This is a genomic window from Chitinophaga sp. 180180018-3, from assembly GCF_037893185.1.
In the GTDB taxonomy this organism is placed as follows: domain Bacteria; phylum Bacteroidota; class Bacteroidia; order Chitinophagales; family Chitinophagaceae; genus Chitinophaga.
This window is the reverse complement of the sequence record NZ_CP140772.1, coordinates 2,231,029-2,248,813: the sequence shown is the minus strand read 5'-3', so window position 1 is coordinate 2,248,813 and position 17,785 is coordinate 2,231,029. Positions and strand designations below refer to the sequence as shown.

General features: G+C 46.1%; 19 protein-coding genes. 10 read left to right on the top strand and 9 right to left on the bottom strand.

What is annotated here, in order from left to right:
- Positions 1-19 precede the first annotated feature (19 nt).
- The 5 genes from UNH61_RS09140 to UNH61_RS09120 form a co-directional block, all read right to left on the bottom strand.
- Complete coding sequence (locus tag UNH61_RS09140; protein ID WP_326991782.1) at positions 20-649, bottom strand: hypothetical protein; 630 nt, start codon at positions 647-649, stop codon at positions 20-22.
- A gap of 116 nt (positions 650-765) precedes the next feature.
- On the bottom strand, positions 766-1,935 hold the full coding sequence (locus UNH61_RS09135) for a glycoside hydrolase 100 family protein (RefSeq protein ID WP_326991781.1): 1,170 nt from the start codon (positions 1,933-1,935) through the stop codon (positions 766-768).
- Positions 1,936-1,938: 3 nt separating this feature from the next.
- Positions 1,939-3,084 carry a glycosyltransferase family 4 protein gene (locus UNH61_RS09130; protein ID WP_326991780.1) on the bottom strand — a complete coding sequence of 382 codons (1,146 nt, stop codon included), beginning with the start codon at positions 3,082-3,084 and terminating at the stop codon, positions 1,939-1,941.
- Complete coding sequence (locus UNH61_RS09125) at positions 3,081-3,740, bottom strand: PIG-L family deacetylase (protein WP_326991779.1); 660 nt, start codon at positions 3,738-3,740, stop codon at positions 3,081-3,083. The genes UNH61_RS09130 and UNH61_RS09125 overlap by 4 nt, the downstream gene beginning before the upstream one ends.
- Positions 3,741-3,820: 80 nt before the next feature.
- Positions 3,821-4,273 carry a hypothetical protein gene (locus UNH61_RS09120; RefSeq protein ID WP_326991778.1) on the bottom strand — a complete coding sequence of 151 codons (453 nt, stop codon included), beginning with the start codon at positions 4,271-4,273 and terminating at the stop codon, positions 3,821-3,823.
- A gap of 199 nt (positions 4,274-4,472) precedes the next feature.
- Between UNH61_RS09120 and UNH61_RS09115 the strand changes: the two genes are divergently transcribed.
- The 7 genes from UNH61_RS09115 to UNH61_RS09085 all read left to right on the top strand — a co-directional run bounded on the left by UNH61_RS09115 (position 4,473) and on the right by UNH61_RS09085 (position 11,190).
- Positions 4,473-4,955 carry a DinB family protein gene (locus UNH61_RS09115; RefSeq protein WP_326991777.1) on the top strand — a complete coding sequence of 161 codons (483 nt, stop codon included), beginning with the start codon at positions 4,473-4,475 and terminating at the stop codon, positions 4,953-4,955.
- 42 nt (positions 4,956-4,997) lie between these two features.
- On the top strand, positions 4,998-5,396 hold the full coding sequence (locus UNH61_RS09110; protein WP_326991776.1) for a VOC family protein: 399 nt from the start codon (positions 4,998-5,000) through the stop codon (positions 5,394-5,396).
- Between the two features lie 25 nt (positions 5,397-5,421).
- Positions 5,422-5,766 (top strand): YciI family protein, encoded by a 345-nt coding sequence (locus UNH61_RS09105; protein WP_326991775.1) that lies wholly within the window; start codon positions 5,422-5,424, stop codon positions 5,764-5,766.
- Positions 5,767-5,824: 58 nt separating this feature from the next.
- Positions 5,825-6,262, top strand: a complete 438-nt coding sequence (locus tag UNH61_RS09100; RefSeq protein ID WP_326991774.1) for an SRPBCC family protein — start codon at positions 5,825-5,827, stop codon at positions 6,260-6,262.
- Complete coding sequence (locus UNH61_RS09095) at positions 6,259-7,527, top strand: sigma-70 family RNA polymerase sigma factor (protein ID WP_326991773.1); 1,269 nt, start codon at positions 6,259-6,261, stop codon at positions 7,525-7,527. The genes UNH61_RS09100 and UNH61_RS09095 overlap by 4 nt, the downstream gene beginning before the upstream one ends.
- Positions 7,528-7,616: 89 nt before the next feature.
- Positions 7,617-9,158 (top strand): sulfatase, encoded by a 1,542-nt coding sequence (locus UNH61_RS09090; RefSeq protein ID WP_326991772.1) that lies wholly within the window; start codon positions 7,617-7,619, stop codon positions 9,156-9,158.
- A 214-nt stretch (positions 9,159-9,372) separates the two neighbouring features.
- Entirely contained in the window at positions 9,373-11,190 is a 1,818-nt protein-coding gene (locus UNH61_RS09085) for an ABC transporter ATP-binding protein (protein ID WP_326991771.1), read from the top strand.
- Between the two features lie 88 nt (positions 11,191-11,278).
- On the opposite strand, the gene UNH61_RS09080 is transcribed toward UNH61_RS09085, so the two are convergent.
- The 4 genes from UNH61_RS09080 to UNH61_RS09065 form a co-directional block, all read right to left on the bottom strand.
- Positions 11,279-12,055: a glycosyltransferase family 2 protein gene (locus tag UNH61_RS09080; RefSeq protein WP_339070855.1), complete on the bottom strand. Its 777-nt coding sequence runs from the start codon at positions 12,053-12,055 to the stop codon at positions 11,279-11,281.
- Between the two features lie 384 nt (positions 12,056-12,439).
- On the bottom strand, positions 12,440-13,882 hold the full coding sequence (locus UNH61_RS09075) for a DNA/RNA non-specific endonuclease (protein WP_326991769.1): 1,443 nt from the start codon (positions 13,880-13,882) through the stop codon (positions 12,440-12,442).
- Between the two features lie 145 nt (positions 13,883-14,027).
- Positions 14,028-14,453, bottom strand: a complete 426-nt coding sequence (locus UNH61_RS09070) for a hypothetical protein (RefSeq protein ID WP_326991768.1) — start codon at positions 14,451-14,453, stop codon at positions 14,028-14,030.
- A 386-nt stretch (positions 14,454-14,839) separates the two neighbouring features.
- Positions 14,840-15,739: a hypothetical protein gene (locus tag UNH61_RS09065; RefSeq protein WP_326991767.1), complete on the bottom strand. Its 900-nt coding sequence runs from the start codon at positions 15,737-15,739 to the stop codon at positions 14,840-14,842.
- A gap of 326 nt (positions 15,740-16,065) precedes the next feature.
- On the opposite strand from UNH61_RS09065, the gene UNH61_RS09060 reads away from it, so the two are divergent.
- The 3 genes from UNH61_RS09060 (at position 16,066) to UNH61_RS09050 (ending at position 17,758) form a co-directional block, all read left to right on the top strand.
- Positions 16,066-16,233 carry a TfoX/Sxy family protein gene (locus UNH61_RS09060; protein WP_326991766.1) on the top strand — a complete coding sequence of 56 codons (168 nt, stop codon included), beginning with the start codon at positions 16,066-16,068 and terminating at the stop codon, positions 16,231-16,233.
- A 9-nt stretch (positions 16,234-16,242) separates the two neighbouring features.
- On the top strand, positions 16,243-16,410 hold the full coding sequence (locus UNH61_RS09055) for a hypothetical protein (protein WP_326991765.1): 168 nt from the start codon (positions 16,243-16,245) through the stop codon (positions 16,408-16,410).
- A gap of 112 nt (positions 16,411-16,522) precedes the next feature.
- Complete coding sequence (locus tag UNH61_RS09050) at positions 16,523-17,758, top strand: sodium:proton antiporter (RefSeq protein ID WP_326991764.1); 1,236 nt, start codon at positions 16,523-16,525, stop codon at positions 17,756-17,758.
- The last annotated feature ends 27 nt before the right edge of the window (positions 17,759-17,785 follow it).

The following is a 17,785-nucleotide window of genomic DNA, read 5'->3' as shown; positions in this document are numbered from 1 at the left end:
GCCAGCCCACCTTCCCGGCTTATTTACTCTTTACTGCTTTCATAAGCTGTGTAGCTGTAAATGCTGTGGGACCCATCTCACCCGCTATGGAACCCGCCGAATATAATGAAATACAAAGCGTATCGCCGGACATCCAGTATTTTCCCCTTCCACCGAATGAGGGTATATCCGCAATTCCAGATCCCTGGGGAGCATGCATCATTCCCTCTGCAATATAAATAGAATCTTTTCCTGCCAGCCGGTATGGGGAAGAAGCGCTGTAAGGATCCATTTTCATAGCCACAGGCATGTTAGTCACCTCGTCGCCAATTACAGGAGCAGATATTGTTACCCGCACATCGGCAACAACCGAGTAAGTCAGATCCTTACCGGCAATGTTTGCGTCATCTATTACAATGGAACCCCCATTATTGCTTGTAGTGTATTTCATATAGCTGGAGATTTTAGTTCCCACAGCACTCATGTTGGTAGACGATTCCACAGATATGTCTACAAACTGCCAGGTTCCTTTTATGTTGCCCGGATTTCCGGTATTACCATTGCCGCCTCCGGGGGTTACAGGGGTGCCGGTGTTGGGGGTTACCGCATCAGGACCAGCCATTTCCAGCATACTCCCGCAGGAGCTCAATACAATGGAAGCTGTGGCCATCAAAAGAAGGGATTTACAGTACTTAACTTTCATAGCGAATAAGAATATCTGCCAAAGGTACACGGATTGTAACGAAGTCTGGCGGACATTTCACCAAAACTTATCATGTATTCAACTCACGCTCTTATGTCTTCAAAAAACGGCGTACGCCGCTCTTCCACGCAGGCAGCAGCATACAGGTAAAGTGCCGCGCTCCAGCTTTGCCAGTCCTGCCCCCGGGGCTTTCCATCCTGAGCTTTCAGCCATTCATTAAATCCATATTCCAGTTTAACATCAACGGAAAGCGTAACGATCCTGGTCAGCTCCAGCAGTTTCATTTCCGCCAGCATGTACTTCTTTGCAGCCACCAGCGCTGCTATATAAAAGCCGCAGATAAACGGCCAGATACCTCCGTTGTGATAGTCGCCCGGGTTGTTAAACAACGCGTGACGTTCGTGCCAATCGCTGTCTTCAGGTTTCGTATAGGGGAAGAAGTTAGGTGGCAGGTTCACCGCCAGCTGTCCACTCTTTACAAGTGCTGCACATTCTTCTTCAATCCATACAATCATCTCTCCTGCCCTCGCAGGCGCGGCTATACCGGAAATAATAGCCAGGCTGTTGCCTAAAAGATCGAAGCGTTCACTGCTCAATACTTTGTACGACCATAGGGCGTAATAGGGCTTGTATTTCACGACCAGTCCTTCATGTATATGCCGGTGCTGTATACTACCGGTGATGGTGAACCGGCTCATCGCATTTTTTACTTTCTCCGCCCTGGAAAAATCCCCCAATGTCCGCAGGTAGCTGTATACCAGCGTATTTACAAACAGGCCGTATCCCAGCACCCATTGCTCGTCGCGCCAGTCGCTGGTAGGCTGCTGCGCAACGAGATATCCATTCGACGGGCTTTGATACTCCATCCATTTCAATGAGCGCTCTACTGCTTCTTTCAGGAAGGCCGGATCTCCCGTTAGCTTGCGGTACATACCTGTAATCAGCAGAAATAAAGGCGTGCTATCACTGGAACCCAGATCGCGCCCGTCGTGCACGAGGGAGGGGATATGCCCCAGCGGCGTCTGGTTGGCCGCCAGCGTTTCCAATACCTTCTTCATACTCTTCATCAACACCTCACTACCGGTAACGCCTATACCCAAAAAGGAAATAAGCAGATCTCTTGTATACGGTTCCGGATAGCCCCACCCTGCCGTTCGCGGCAATCCATGAAAAGGCCCGTGCATGTTATGTAACAGCACCTTCAATGCAGCTTCCTTTGCTGCATTAACAACGAGCCAGTCTGATGCCTTCATGTGCTAATAAATATTCAGCTTTTCATTCACCAGCTGAACAAATTTTCGGGCTACCACCCGGTAATCAAATTCCTTCACCACCCGGCGCCGGCCGTTCATCCCCAGCTGATTTCTGTAGCCAGAATCGGTCATCAGGCGCAACAGATGATCGTGAATATCCTGGATATCAGCCCTGTAATCCACTATCCGCGGAGTACTGAAAATTACTTTGTGATTATTTTCATAGCCGGATTCCGGCCCCAGTATCACTTCATCTATTACGATCTTCTCTGCCACATCCGCCAGCAATGCTGTTTCCCCATGTACCTGCGTATCCAGCAGCCCCATGGCCTTTATACCCAGTACCGGTTTCCCGCAGGCGCCGGCTTCCACATGAGGCATACCGAATCCTTCTAACCTCGACGGGCCTACGTAAATATCACAGGCATTGAGCAGGTACGGCATATAGTTTCTGGATACGATACCTGTCACCAGTTGCACTTTGTCCGCTATTTTCAGCCGGGCGGCCAGTTCCTGATCATATTTATTCTGCTGCTCTGTACGGGGTTGCGGCCATACCTTGCAGATATATTTCCATTTAACGTTTAGTTCCCCTTCCATCATGGCGAGTGCCTGCATTACTTCTCTTCCTCCCTTGGAACAGGCGTCGCCGCCCACTGTCAGTAACATCAGTTCATCGGGTGCAATTCCCATCGAAGTTCTCACAGCCTGTACCCGCGGATCATGCTGCGGAAGAGGCGTAAACTTGTCTGTATTACATCCTACCGGCAATACTTCAATATTATCTCCATTGATACCATCCCGTACATACATCTCCTTTACCCATTCAGATGTGACCAGTATCAGCGGCAGGCTGTTAAGATCGTCCTGGTAATTGGCGATAAAACCATCAGCCACCAGCCAGGGCACCGGATGCACCCGGTGTTGCCGCGGATGCCGGATCAGCTGCGGACTGTATCCCCAATATCCGACACCCACTACCACATCCGGCTCAAAATAACGGTAGTACCATTCTTTTTCAAGAGGAGAATCATAATGTACTGCGCAGGCGTCTACACCTATCTCCAGCAATCCCCTGTACAACAAATCTCCCTGCGTGGCAAGTCCGCTCGGTGCCGGCGGATAATCGTATAATACAAGTACTCTCATAGCTCAATAACTAACTGGTTAAGCCAGCTCACGGCATCTTCCGGGCTGGTAAAACGCCAAAATGATTCTGCTGCCGGTGTGGTAATTGCTTCCCAGCTATCTTTCCTGAATCCGTATATATCTGTTATCATCTGATACTTGCGTTGCCAGATATCTTTTTCCAGTACACTATAAATCGTTGCTTCCGGCACTGCTTCCGGATGATACGCCCGGTGCCCGTCTTCATACGCAAACACCCACAGTTCCTCTGCACGGATCTTTCCCTCATGCCAAAGATTGATGACGGCCCGGCCTACTTCTTCATGCCGCCGGTGCCGGGTGTACTCTCCCCTGGGATGATGCGTGATCACCAGCCCATAGCTGTAAAATGGCAGCAGCGCTAACACTTCCCGCTTAACCGTATCCGCCGGCAAAGGGTGCTGTTCAGGGCCGTCGTCTATATCGCCCATTACTCCCTGTGCACGGAAACGCTGCAACGCCCGGAAAAACCTGGGTGCACGGTCAGGATCACTTGCCCGTGAAAGAGATATGATAGTCCAGTTCCATTGAGGATTTGATAAAATGGTGCCTCCTGCCCATAACGTTTCATCGTCTGGATGGGCAACGATCACAGCAGCAGACCTACTTTTCCCGTTAGCAGAAGGTTCCGGATTCATGGTATTTCATTTTGAGGATATGTGTGATAAAATTACTGAATATTGATGTATAGGAAATTACAGACTCCGCTATGGGGAGGCTAGCTAAGCTCTGCCATCAGCATTTGCAATACCGGATAACCACTCCATTTACCCTGCTGTAGGAATGTTGCTGCAAGCGCCAGGAAACGTTGCCTGTCCGGCCAATCAGGAAGATGCTTTCGGTGTAGTCTAAAAAAGTTAAAGTCATGTAACAGTTCTCCCGGATCGCTGGTCAATATGCCGAATCCCACATATTCATCCGGCCTCTCTATTATTTCGCCACATATATTACACCGGTGGTTGTTCTCCGTAGCTAATTCCCGGTACTTTTCGGCTTTCTCGCAAGATGGATGCTGCCGCAGACATGACAAATGCACACCTGCATCGCTAAAAATATGTAACTCATCTAACTCATTTCCCGTCAGCGGCGGAAATCCGGTATATTCCTGCCCCTCCTTAATAACCTCTCCGCATAAAGGACAGGTAGTGAAATTCAAAAAAATAAGCGCCATATTTGTTCCATTAATCAGTCAACATAAATTACCATCCGCGTTACTGATACGTTAATTAATCCCTTCCTAATCCATATATCCCCGAATCTCCGTAAATTAATTTAAAAGCCCCATCTCGTGAAGATTCTACCACTGGAAATTTTTTTCAGCTTCCTGTCCAAATACACCTTCATTGATTCGTCATTATAAAAAACGAGACATGCACACTTCACTTTATCCTGTCGAGCTAATGCTCCTCTTGAACGAGCGCCTTTTTATCAATGCCCTGGACGGTGTTACCGACGAACAGGCAGATGAGCGGATGAGCCCGCACAGCAATCCACTCATCTGGATTGCCACCCATACATTATGGGCAAGGTATAACATGCTGATGTTCCTTGGTAGTCCTGTAAACAACCCCTACCAGGAATTGTTTCAAAATTTCCGGCCATACAACCCGGCAGATGATTATCCTGATATGTCTGCCGTAAAAACAGACTGGAACAACGTTTCCGCATTGCTGAAATCTGCTCTGAAAAATGTAACGGAAGCACAACTGGCTGCTGACGCTCCTTTAAAAAATCCAACCGGGGATTTTACCAATCTTGGCACGCTGGCCTTCCTTGCACAACATGAAAGCTATGATATAGGGCAAATGGCTTTCCTGAAAAAACTCTTTACCAAAGAAGCGATGAAGTACTAAGAATTATCCAACTGCAATTCCTCAACGTTAAAAACTAAATTTATGGAAAAGTTAGGTCCAAACACCAACGCTTTAAACTGGTTTGAAATCCCGGTTACTGACACTGCCAGAGCCAAAAAATTTTATGAAGCCATCTTCGATATCAAAATGGATACCCAGGAGATGATGGGTATGGAGATGACTTTCTTTCCGTACGACATGGAGTCACAAAACGGCAAAGTATCCGGTGCCCTGGTAAAAGGCCAGATGCATAAACCCGGCCTGGACGGCTCCGTTATTTACCTGAATGCAAATCCGTCTATCCAGCAGGTGCTCAGCAAAATTGAAGCTGCAGGCGGTAAGATCCTGATGCCCAAAACACAGATCACCGAAGACATCGGTTACATGGCTTTTTTCGTAGATACTGAAGGTAATCGTATGGCATTGCATGCAGCTAAATAATTTTTCAACTCTTCAATAACAAACTATGGCAGAATATCTTTTATTATTCAGAGGCGGCGATTCTGGCTGGAAGGATGATCCGGCATCATACCAGGCACACATGGAAAAATGGATGAAATGGATGGGTGCTCTAAGCGAACAGGGAAAATTTGTTGGTGCTCAACCGCTGAAATCAGAAGGAAAAGTTGTCAATGGCAAGAGCAAGGTAGTAACCGACGGGCCTTTCATCGAAGGAAAAGAACTGGTGGGCGGTTACCTGATATGCCGCGCCGGCAGCTTCGAGGAAGCCGTTGAAATCTCAAAAGGCTGCCCGATACTCGAAAACGAGGGCACTGTAGAAGTCAGAGAGATACAGGAGCTGAAAATGTAATTATAGAAAGACAGCACAACATACCCGTTGTGCTGTCTTTTAAGAACATAACAAGAGTATGGTAGATATTATCACCACCATCACCATTCGCCGGCCTCTTCAGGAAGTAGCTGTCTATGTAGCCAATCCTGATTATGCACCGGAGTGGTATGAAAATATTAAATCAGTGGAATGGAAAACGGACAGACCTTTACAGGTAGGCACCCGATTGGCATTCATAGCCCATTTCCTGGGCAGGAAACTGGTATATGAATATCAAGTGGTGACATACCGCCCTGGAGAAATATTGGTGATGCAAACTTCTCAGGGACCGTTTCCCATGCAAACTACCTATCAGTGGAATGCGATCGACAGCAATAATACCAGCATGCTCCTCCGCAATACAGGAAGGCCTTCAGGATTCTCAGGGCTATTAGCACCTTTTATGTCGGTTGCGATGCGGATGGCCAATCAAAAAGACCTGAAACGTTTAAAATCTTTATTGGAGCGGCATTGAATAACCCATACGATATCAATCGACTCACTGATCAGCTGTTCCGGCGGGAAGCCGGGCGGATGGTGGCTGTGCTGACACGTATTTTTGGTACGGAAAACCTGCAGCTGTCGGAAGATGTGGTGCAGGAAACTTTCATCAATGCTATCCAGGCCTGGTCACTGAAAGGTGTTCCTGATAATCCCTCTGCGTGGCTGTTCCGCGCTGCCAGAAATAAAGCGATCGACCTGTTGCGCAGAAACAAATTCTCCCAACAGATCGATTTCAGCGATCCCGAAAGAGCACTGCTGCAATCAGAATATACGCTTACGGCGATGGTGGAAAAATACTGGCAGGAAACCGCCATCGGCGACGATCTGCTGAGAATGATGTATGCCTGCTGTCATCCGGAAATTACAGAAGAAAATCAAATCACTCTCATCCTGAAAACACTCTGCGGATTTTCTACCAGCGAAATAGCGAAAGCCTTTGTTACCTCTCCCGATACTATCTCTAAAAGATTATACCGCACAAAAGAATTCTTCCGCAACAGCAGGATCCAACCAGGTTTCCCTCCTGCCGATCAGCTGCAAACCCGCACTCATGCGGTATTGCGGACTATCTATCTTATATTCAATGAAGGCTATAATGCCACGCATGCCAACGAGGTAATCCGGAAAGACCTGATCTCACAGGCAATGTATCTTTGTAATATCCTTTGCACCAATCTCCCTACCCCCATGCCGGAGGTATTTGCTGCAATGGCGCTGATGTATTTCCATGCCGCACGAATCGACAGCCGCATTGATGATTCAGGGAACATCATGTTGCTTTGGGAACAGGACAGGAGTAAATGGAATCAGCAAATGATACGGGAAGGCAACAATTTTCTGAATAAAGCAGCTTTCGGAGATTCCATCACCAGCTATCATATCGAAGCAGCTATTGCTTATGAACATTGCCAGGCAGCCACCTTCGCTGATACCAACTGGAAACATATCCTGCGCTACTACAATATGCTGGTGGCCATACACCCCACCCCCATCGTTCTCCTGAACCGGATCATGGTGATCTTTAAACTCTATGGAGCGGAAGATGCCCTCGCCCAAATAGAAGCAGCTGATTGCAGAAAAGAATGGGAACACTACCATCTTTATCATAGCCTGATGGGCGATATTTACGCCGCGACTGATAAAGCGCTGGCCATATCATTCTATCAACGGGCCGCAGACCTTACCCAGTCGGCTGCAGAAAAAAGACTGCTGCAAAGAAAGATGGATAATTTATAATTGCTACCAAAAACAATTTTTATATCTTATCTTGACAGGTGAACAAATACCCACCTTATAATTAATTTATAGGAAGATAAACAATGAACATGAAATTCCTTACCACACGCTTTATCAGGAGCTCCTGGGGATTGCTGCTATTGCTTTCACTTAGCAGTTATGCACAACAGAAAAAGCCTAATATTATTTTCATTTTCTCCGACGACCATGCCTGGCAGGCTATCAGTGCCTATGGTAGCAAACTGGTCAAAACACCTAACATCGACCGGATTGCCGCACAGGGTACCATCTTCAAAAATGCACTTGTAACCAACTCCATCTGTGGTCCCAGCAGAGCCACCCTTCTCACAGGGAAATATAGTCACATGAACGGCTATACGCTGAATGAGAAAAGATTTAATACGGATCAGCTGCTCTTCCCTGCCATCCTGCAACAAAACGGCTATCAGACCGCATGGATAGGCAAATGGCACCTGGGCAATCTGCCTAAAGGATTCGATTACTGGCGTATCCTCAACAGCCAGGGTCAATACTTCAATCCGGATATCATCGGCCCCGGCGATACCACCCGCATGCAGGGATATGTAACTGACCTCATCACCGGCATGTCGATCAACTGGCTGAATCACCGCGATACCTCCAAACCGTTCTTCCTCGTGGTAGGCGAGAAAGCCACTCACCGCGAATGGCTGCCCGATATCCAGGATCTCGGCGCCTACGATGATCAAACGTTTCCGCTGCCCTCTACTTTCAAAGACAACTATAAAAACCGTCTTGCTGCCCAAAATCAGGACATGACCATCAGCCAGACGATGCGCCTGAAAGAAGACCTGAAAGTACATGCCAACTACGAAAAAGGTATCTACGGCCGTTTTACGCCGGAACAAAAGAAAGCTTATATCGATTATTACGAACATAAAATCAGCCGGGAATTCGATGAGAAAAAACTCACCGGCGATGCACTCGCGGAATGGAAGTATCAACGGTATCTGAAAGATTATCTGGCTACGGCCAGGTCGCTCGACAGAAACATAGGACAGCTGCTGGACTACCTCGATCAATCCGGCCTGGCCGGTAATACCGTGGTCGTATATGCTTCCGATCAGGGCTTTTATATGGGTGAACATGGTTGGTTCGACAAGCGGTTTATCTATGAAGAGTCGCTCCGCACACCCTTCATCATCAAATATCCCGGAGTGACCAAACCCGGTACCACAGCCAATCAGTTGATGCTGAATATCGACTGGGCCCCTACTATGCTCGACATCGCCGGCGTGAAGGCCCCGGCCGAAATCCAGGGTACTTCTTTCCTTCCGTTGCTGAAACAGAACCAAAAGAACGTTTCCTGGCGCAAGGAAGCTTATTATCATTATTATGAATTTCCCGAGCCACACCATGTGTATCCACATTTCGGCATCCGTACGGAACAATATACCCTGGTTCGCTTCTACGGGGAATCTAACAGCTGGGAGCTGTACGACCTTAAAAAAGATCCACATGAAGTAGATAACCTTTATGGCCGGAAAGGTTATGAAAAGCTTACTGCTACGCTGAAAGAACACCTGAAAAAGCTGATGCAGCAATACAAAGACCAGGATGCCCTCAGGATCCTGGAACAAAATCCCGGCTGATCAACCGCTAAATCTTTGGCCATTTAAGGCAAAAGGGCTATTTTTGAGCCCTAATTGCAGTATTTACTGGTGATCTGCAGGCTTGTATGTGCGTTCGAAAAATATTTCTTTAAGTTATTATAAATAAAACAATTGAGAACTTAAAGAACCGCATCAGCAACGATGCGGTTTTTTTGTGCACTGCGCTTTGTCATCTCAGGATTATTATTAAAATATGAAGACATACCTCCGACTTTTATCATTTGCCAGGCCGATAAATAAATTTGCTATCCCCTATATCATTTGTACGCTTTTCTCTGTTATCTTCAGCACGCTGAACCTGGCACTGCTTGCACCTTTGCTCGATACGCTGTTCGATAAGAACCCGGTGAGTGTTGTTGCACCGATGCCCAAGAGTTACTTTGAGATATTTGGCGTATTTAAGCACTACACCACATTTGTAGCCAATAAATATGGTAAACTGGCCAGCCTTGAATTTGTGTGTATTGGCATCACTTCCTCCGTATTGCTCGGCAATCTTTTCCGCTATTTCGCTGACCGTACCATGGAAAGCCTCAGGATACAAACGCTGCTCAATCTTCGCAGATCTGTGTTCAACAATGTGATGAACCTTCACCTCGCTTACTTTAGTAATGAACGTAAGGGAGATATTATCTCGAAAATTGCTTCTGATGTACAGGTTGTGCAATATACTGTCACCGGTACACTGCAGGTATTATTCAAAGAGCCGGCTCAGCTGATCGCTTTTCTGGTAATGCTTTTCCTCATATCGTTCAAACTGACCCTGATCTCCATGCTGGTCATCCCGGTGGCCGGCTTCATTATTTCGAGGATAGTAAGACGCCTGAAAGAGCAGGCCACGGCTGCTCACGAAACGTACGGTATGATGATCAGCTATCTCGATGAAGCGCTGAATGGGATCAGGATAATAAAAGCATTCAATGCTGTTGGCTTTATTACCAAACGCTTCGATAATCAAAACCGTCAATATTCCAGGATCGCCCGTTCAATGGCGAAAAGACAACAGCTGGCATCGCCGGTTTCAGAAACACTGGGCGTTTTGATGGTGGCATTCATTGTATTTTATGGAGGTTCTCTCATCCTGAACAATGAGGGAGATATGCAGGGCTCTACCTTTATCGTATACATCGCGCTCTTTTCCCAGATCATGCGCCCGGCCAAAGCCATTTCTACGTCCTTTACCGGCATCCACTCCGGAATAGCTGCCGGTGAAAGGGTATTGCAGCTGATCGATGAAAAACCTGCCGTTAAAGACGCTCCGGACGCTGTCAGCCTCGCGGAATTCAATTCCAGCATTTCCTTCGAAAACGTTTCGTTTGCTTACAATGAAAGAAAGGTATTGAACAATATCAATCTTGTCATCCCCAAGGGCTCCACTGTGGCGCTTGTTGGACCATCTGGCGGAGGAAAATCTACATTGATGGACCTTATTCCACGGTTTATGGATCCTCAGTCGGGCAATGTTCTGATCGATGGGCATAATCTGAAGTCGGTCACCATGGAATCTCTCCATAATCAGATGGGCGTGGTTAATCAGGAGTCGATACTGTTCAACGATACGATCTTTAACAACATCTCCTTTGCCAATCCAAAGGCCACCGCCGAGGAAGTGGAAGCTGCCGCGAAGATCGCCAACGCCCATGAGTTCATCATGAAAACCGAAAAGGGATACGACACCAATATCGGTGATAAAGGCTCCAGGCTCTCCGGTGGGCAACGCCAGCGTATCTGTATCGCCCGTGCAGTACTGGCGAATCCTCCTATCATGCTGCTCGATGAGGCCACTTCTGCCCTCGATACAGAATCTGAGAAAATGGTGCAGGATGCGCTCTATAAATTAATGCGTAACCGAACTTCCCTGGTCATCGCACACCGCCTGAGTACCATCCAGGATGCCGATCTGATTGTAGTACTCGATAACGGTCAGATAGCTGAACAGGGTAACCACCAGGAGCTGATCAATAAGAATGGCATCTACAAACGTCTTATTGAAATGCAAACCTTCGCCTGATTATCATCTTCCTGATAATAAAAAAACAGCACAGAGTTAACCGTCTGCGCTGTTTTTGTTTTTCTATTTGGCAAAATCTAATGAAAACTTATAGCGGATGATGATAACCATTAGCGCAATAGGCAATCTTCTGGTTCAATGTATCCAGGTATACCCGGTAGTTAATATTCTCATGTACCCTGGAGTTAAAAGGATGATGTAAATGATAGCACACCGCCTTTAACTTCACCTTCTTCTGCCAGAGCCCCGAATTGATGAAACGGGCCGCCAGTTCAATATCTTCATGTCCCCATCCCTTCAGTTCATTGTTATAACCATTCACTCTCAGAAAATCCTCCCGCCAGAAAGCACAATTACAACCAATATAATTCCTGGAACGTTTGCTTTTCCTGATAATCAATGGCGCCAGGAACGGTATGCGAAGAGAATTGAACCTGTTCCTCAGCTCCTTTGTAAAAGTAGATACCGGCTCGAATATCCCGTTCCGCAGGTATCTCTTAGTAATATATTCCGGCAACAATACCCTGCTTCCCCTTACAAAATATCCTTTCTCTGCTTCACTGATATGATCCCTGATAAAAAGCTCATGCATCACAATATCTCCGTCGATCTGTATAACATAGTCGGAAGATGTACCGGTGATCGCCTGATTAATGATGATAGTCTTCCGGAATCCCTCGTCAGGATGCCAGAAGTGCTTCACCGGGATGGTGGTTTTCTCCCTGAAGGCGTCAATTACCGCTCTTGTAGCTTCTCCCGAACCATCATCCGCAATAATGACCTCATCCGGCAACACACTTTGAATAAGTACACTATCCAACACCAGCCTTAATGCTTCGGGCCAGTTGTATGTTGTAACAAGCAAGGAGACCGACACTCTTTCCCTCATATTAATTAGATATAAAATTAATGTTTAAAAAGCTCTAATTGCTATTCTTAAAGCATATAACGGTATACTATCGCTGATTGTTTTACACTATCCCACTCAAACGGGTAATCGTAGGCAGGCCTTTCTAATCTGATCTTTCTGTTATTCTTTAAGTTAGCGTGATAATGTAATAACGGTTAAAGCTTAAATAAGTTACAAGTTGTAGTGGTACTTCAACAAAATTGTGCCAATCTGGCTAAATCAGAACTTATCATGAGTTTTTTAGGTTAGTAGTCAATAAGCTATAAAAACATAATGAATTTATGCAATTTATAAATTAATTATCATAACAACATAATATTTTTTTTATCGATACATTTCTTACTCTCCGGCATCTATTTTCCTGACTAGCTCCTGCCTGATTTCCAATGGTACTTTATCCAGCAGTTTATATCGGGTAACTTTTTCTATTTCTTCGATTGTGGTCAGATAAGCGTTCCACCTGCTGCTAACATCATTACTGTTCGGGGTATTTACGGCAATGATACGTGTCTGTTTATTGATACGCCTGAGGTCATTATTTCCCTCGGGTAATACTACCAGTATTTTCCAGATATGTGCCGGCACATTTACATTATCGTGATCGATTTGTTTGGCTATTCCTTTACTTCCCGTACCACCGCTGCCATAGCTGCCCATGATCACATATACCTCATTCCCTCTCATCACCAGCTCACGGGTATATTCCTCCAGGTTCTTCCACAAATGCTGATTGTGATTAGGCGCCTGCGGGATCATGTTGGTCATCAGGAAAGTAGCTTCATTGGCTGCCCTGGTAGCGGTGCGGTCTCCCGACGGACAGTTATGCCCTCTGTCGAACCCGCTGCCCATATAACTCGTTTGTGTTACCTGGTACCAGTTGGCCGGCAAATCTGCATCCGGTCTGAAATCATTTGCCCTCGACATATTTCCCAGGTCGCGGCGCGACACGTGCCAGCTTACCCAGTTGGGACCGCCTTTCTCGCAGTTATATGATAACGCATAATACTCCCTGTTCATCAGGTAATTGGTGGTCATTACCACGGAGGCGGTTGCTCCACTCGGATTCCCCAGCAGCATATTATCGTCGTCGCCTCCTGTTGGTCTGGCCTCTGGTCCTGCCGGCGTAGTTACCTTACCGCCCGCCGTTACCCTGAAAGCATCAAAGTTCAGCCGGCTCCGCCCTTCGTCCGTTTTACGGATCTCGAAACGAATCGTTCCTGTTGCATTAACCGTAAATGAAGCGGTTCGTAAAATATTAGCATCGGCACTAACAGGATCGCCCACACGAAAATAACTCTGCCCTTTGTTCAGCGATGCCCATAATTCCCAGGTACCTGCTGTATCTGATCCATAAAGCGCATATTTTAAGGTAACGGTAACCGGGCCATTTACCGCAATATCGAACAGCATCCCCGCACGTCCATTGTCGCGCACACGCAACGCCTGCGTTCCTGCTTTATGATCCTCTTCCAGAGCGCCGGTTACAGCATCCCTGAATTTCCATGTTCCACTGGCCAGCGAAACATTACCACTATTATAATTAGTTTTGAAGCCTGCCTCAAAATCCTCTACCAGCAATGGCCTGGCAGCATCGGCATGTTTCTTTTTCTTTTTGTGAGATATATGAGTTTTCCTGACAGGAGTTGTTCCCTTATCTGGATTGAACTTACGGGAACAGGTAGACACCGCAAATGCGGCAATGATCAATATAACGATAACGCCTAAACTATTGAATCCCTGATCGGCTTGTTTCTTTTGTTTCTTCTTTCTCTTCTTTGACATAGAGCTGGCGAAGATAAAGAAATAGGCATTAGCTTTTAGCTTTTAGCCTTCAGTAAAATGCAGCGAAGATTAACAGTGTATGCTTACATGTTAATCTTCGCTGCATTTTACTGAAGGCTAAAAGCTGTTTATAAGCCACTACCCATTAATAGAACAATTGTGACAGTACATTCGTCACATCATTCGTTTTGGGTTTCAGGCCGAGCAATTTAGTATACTGGCTGAGTGTCAGAATTGTTTTGAGTTTAGACAACAAACCTCCGCTCAAACCACTGAACTTCGACGTATAGGCGGCAGGGTTAGATTGCTGCAGCGGCAATATCGCCGCTTTTTTCTTCAGGAAGCCAGTGACGAGATTTAACACTTTGGGTTGCTGTGCATTTGTTAATGAAAGTGCCGGTGTCAGCTGTCCGAGGATAGTGTTGGCAACACCACCTGCGTTCGACAAAGGATTTTCACCATTCGCAGCCGCAGTGGCTGTTTTCTTTGCCTGATCCAGAATGCTCTGCGCCTGTACACCCGTGATGCCCATAAAACAAACACATGAAAATACAAGAAGGATTCGCTTCATGTTGAGGGGATTTAATTTTTTTGTTAAAGGAGGTTTTGACTCTCGCCCTAAAGATAGGGAAATTAATAACAGCATTAATATGACCGGAAAAAACAAAGAATTGTCCGAAAAAAGCCAACCAGCCAGGCCAGCTCCTCCTACCTTTGTGTCCGCAACAAACCACCTCGATTTCGACGCATAGGTACAACAAACAAACGGAAGCTATATAATAAGATCACTATAGAATTGAAGGTTACAAATTCAGGAAACAATTAGCAGCGTGTATATTTTGTTGACATGTCTGCCTTAAGGAAAACGAAACCATGCATCGAATCAATCCTGTGTAGTTTGATAGCGTGTTAGTGTGATGAGAAAGATGCCGGTACCGCATGAGTACCGGCATTCTTTTAATGTGCTGCTGGTGCCCCTATCATATAACGCCATACCGGAATGAATTCCAGTCTCAGCGTTGAACCATGTTTGTCGTTTTTATCAATATCTGTTACCAGAATATGTTTCCTCTTATGCACAGGAATACCCGGATGCACCATGGCAGTGTCTGTAACAGCAAACTGAGTCACTGCTGATACATCCGCTGCCTGATACTCATAATTAAACGGATCCTTTAAATGCAGGAAAGCATAATAGCGATTTACCGGCGTACGGCCGCTCAGAAATTGCCAGCGCGCCGGCGCGTGAAAAAGCTGCATATAATCCTGCGGTCCTGAAAACATCATCACCCTGTGTACGGTAAAATGTTTACCAAGAAAGGCGGCATGGCCTGCTCCCTGCGAATGCCCCGCTACCGTTATTTTATCCCAGCGTGGCTGTCCGTTCTGCACATATTCCTGCCACTGCTTATCTTCTTTAGCCAGGCAGACCAGTAAATGACGAAAACGGCTTACGATACAATTCACAGAGTCTACCGCCACCTTATCACTCACCGGCGTTCCGAAAACAATTTCCTGTCTGAAATGATCAAAACAGGTACTGTCTTCACTTTTGGAGCATACCGTTGTGATTACATTATTCGGATAATCCAGTGAAATCACATGATATCCCATCGCGGCAAAACAGCTGTCGAACGTTCGAAAATCCACTGCATGGCCACCTGTTCCCGGTATCATGAGCAACAGCTGATGCAGATCCGCTGCGCTTTCCGGAGTCATCACCATATGAGGCGAATGAATCGCTTTCAGCGCTGAGGCCGTAGCAGCCGGATCCACCAGCTTTACTTTCACTTGCGGATATGCGGCAGCTGCACAAAAGAGCACTACCAGAAAGCATAATAATGTTCTTGTCTTCATACTATTAAGTTACAAATTTCGGCATACTTTAACAGCGGTTTAAGAACCCGCATGATGGTATCTGTAGGTGCCGCCCTCACTATGATGGTTTCTGCTTATGACTTTTCAGACATCATCGTTGCAGATTATGTCGTGTAACATTGATCAGACGAACGGCATCTTTCAGATATCCATCAGATTTTAAACCCTCAACAAATCCGCAATGGGCAGCATTCTCACGGATATTCAGGCAGACGATGGCATCAGGGAAGTTGCTAGGAACAGCTGAACCACCGCAGGCAAATAATCGCTATATTTATATTCCAATCACTTAAAAAAGATTTCAGATGTCACAGGATGATAAACTGGCAGACCGCGTACGTGAGCTGCTTTCTGCCACCACCAGCAATATCACCGAAAAAAAGATGTTCGGTGGTTTATGTTTTATGGTAAATGACAAAATGTGCGCGGGTGTCAAACCAGGCCGGTTGATGGTCCGGATAGATCCTGCCTAGTCCGATCGGGTGCTGGAAGATGAAAACGGCGCTACCGTTATGGTTCATGGCGGCAGGGAAATGAAAGGCTTTATTTTTATAGAGGAAGAAGTACTTAAAACAAAAAAGCAGCTACAGCATTGGATTAAAATGGCATTAGAATTCAACGTTATTGCTAAGTCTTCCAAAAAAAAATAATTTGAAAATGCTGATCAGGCCATGATTTGCTACTTTTTTTTCTATCTTTAACGCCCCCCAAAACTGTAGCATTATTCACCTGATTTCTTAACTGGCATTATTCAAATTGCTCATGAACACATTTACGCTGATAACGGCTTTAATTACTATTAGTGCATTAATCTCTTACATTAATAACCGGTTTATTAAACTACCCGGCACCATTGGTGTGATAGTAGTTTCGTTGCTACTGTCATTGCTGATTACGCTAACCGGTAAGATCTTCCCGAATGGTTCTATCTTTATTAAGGAGCTAACGAACGGTATCGACTTTACCGGCACGCTGCTCGATATCATGTTAGGTTTCCTGCTGTTTGCCAGCGCCCTGCATTTTGATTTCAATAAACTAAAAGCCCAGCGTTATCCTGTACTGGTACTGAGTACAGTGGGAGTGATCGGCTCTACTTTTATTTTCGGATTCCTGCTGTATTGGGCCACAGAATGGATGAAGATCGACATTCCGCTTGTATACTGCCTCCTGTTCGGCGCTCTCATCTCTCCTACCGATCCGGTAGCCGTATTGTCAATACTGAAAAAATCAAAAGTTCCGCCAGCCCTCGAAACCATTATCGGTGGAGAATCACTGCTGAACGACGGTACAGGCATCCTGCTATTTGTGATCCTGAAAGAAGTAGCAGCTGGTCAGGCAGATGCACACGTATCCTTTTCACATGCAGCAGCATTATTTTCGCAGGAAGTATTCGGCGGCATCCTGCTGGGAATTATTTCCGCCATTATTGCTTATCGCACCATGAAACGGGTCGACGACTTTCAGATCATCGTAATGGTATCACTTTCGATGGTAATGGTGATATCCGTGCTTGGAGCGATGTTTCATGTATCCATTCCGCTGGCCGCCGTATCCGCCGGCCTGATACTCGGTAATACTTCTCTGGGTACGAAAAATGCGAAAGACCTGCAACATTACTTCCATAACATCTGGGGCCTGATAGACGAATTGTTGAATACCATTCTCTTTGTTATGATTGGTCTGCAAATAGTATTGATGCCATTCCTGAAGAACTATTGGTTCACCGGGCTCATGGCCACCATTTTTGTGCTGATAGCCCGCGCATTAAGCATCACCATCCCCGCCGTACTACTGCGACGTTCTTTGAGAACCAACTACAAAGCTATCGGCGTACTGGTCTGGGCAGGCCTGAGAGGTGGTATTTCCGTAGCGCTCGCATTGTCGCTGCCAGAATCACCTTATAAAGAACTGATCCTTTCTGCCAGCTACTTTGTAGTGTTATTCTCCATTATCGTACAGGGATTGACGTTAAAGAAAGTGGTAGATAGATTGATGTAAGGAATTAAGAATTGGGAATATGGAATT

Bases quoted from the DNA above. Each gene is read 5' to 3' on its own strand.
- UNH61_RS09090 (WP_326991772.1), top strand. From the start codon at position 7,617: ATGAAATTCCTTACCACACGCTTTATCAGGAGCTCCTGGGGATTGCTG.
- UNH61_RS09070 (WP_326991768.1), bottom strand. From the start codon at position 14,453: ATGAAGCGAATCCTTCTTGTATTTTCATGTGTTTGTTTTATGGGCATC.
- UNH61_RS09130 (WP_326991780.1), bottom strand. From the start codon at position 3,084: ATGAGAGTACTTGTATTATACGATTATCCGCCGGCACCGAGCGGACTT.
- UNH61_RS09050 (WP_326991764.1), top strand. From the start codon at position 16,523: ATGAACACATTTACGCTGATAACGGCTTTAATTACTATTAGTGCATTA.
- UNH61_RS09110 (WP_326991776.1), top strand. From the start codon at position 4,998: ATGGAAAAGTTAGGTCCAAACACCAACGCTTTAAACTGGTTTGAAATC.
- UNH61_RS09135 (WP_326991781.1), bottom strand. From the start codon at position 1,935: ATGAAGGCATCAGACTGGCTCGTTGTTAATGCAGCAAAGGAAGCTGCA.
- UNH61_RS09075 (WP_326991769.1), bottom strand. From the start codon at position 13,882: ATGTCAAAGAAGAGAAAGAAGAAACAAAAGAAACAAGCCGATCAGGGA.
- UNH61_RS09115 (WP_326991777.1), top strand. From the start codon at position 4,473: ATGCACACTTCACTTTATCCTGTCGAGCTAATGCTCCTCTTGAACGAG.
- UNH61_RS09120 (WP_326991778.1), bottom strand. From the start codon at position 4,273: ATGGCGCTTATTTTTTTGAATTTCACTACCTGTCCTTTATGCGGAGAG.
- UNH61_RS09140 (WP_326991782.1), bottom strand. From the start codon at position 649: ATGGCCACAGCTTCCATTGTATTGAGCTCCTGCGGGAGTATGCTGGAA.
- UNH61_RS09100 (WP_326991774.1), top strand. From the start codon at position 5,825: ATGGTAGATATTATCACCACCATCACCATTCGCCGGCCTCTTCAGGAA.
- UNH61_RS09125 (WP_326991779.1), bottom strand. From the start codon at position 3,740: ATGAATCCGGAACCTTCTGCTAACGGGAAAAGTAGGTCTGCTGCTGTG.
- UNH61_RS09085 (WP_326991771.1), top strand. From the start codon at position 9,373: ATGAAGACATACCTCCGACTTTTATCATTTGCCAGGCCGATAAATAAA.
- UNH61_RS09105 (WP_326991775.1), top strand. From the start codon at position 5,422: ATGGCAGAATATCTTTTATTATTCAGAGGCGGCGATTCTGGCTGGAAG.
- UNH61_RS09065 (WP_326991767.1), bottom strand. From the start codon at position 15,739: ATGAAGACAAGAACATTATTATGCTTTCTGGTAGTGCTCTTTTGTGCA.
- UNH61_RS09060 (WP_326991766.1), top strand. From the start codon at position 16,066: ATGTCACAGGATGATAAACTGGCAGACCGCGTACGTGAGCTGCTTTCT.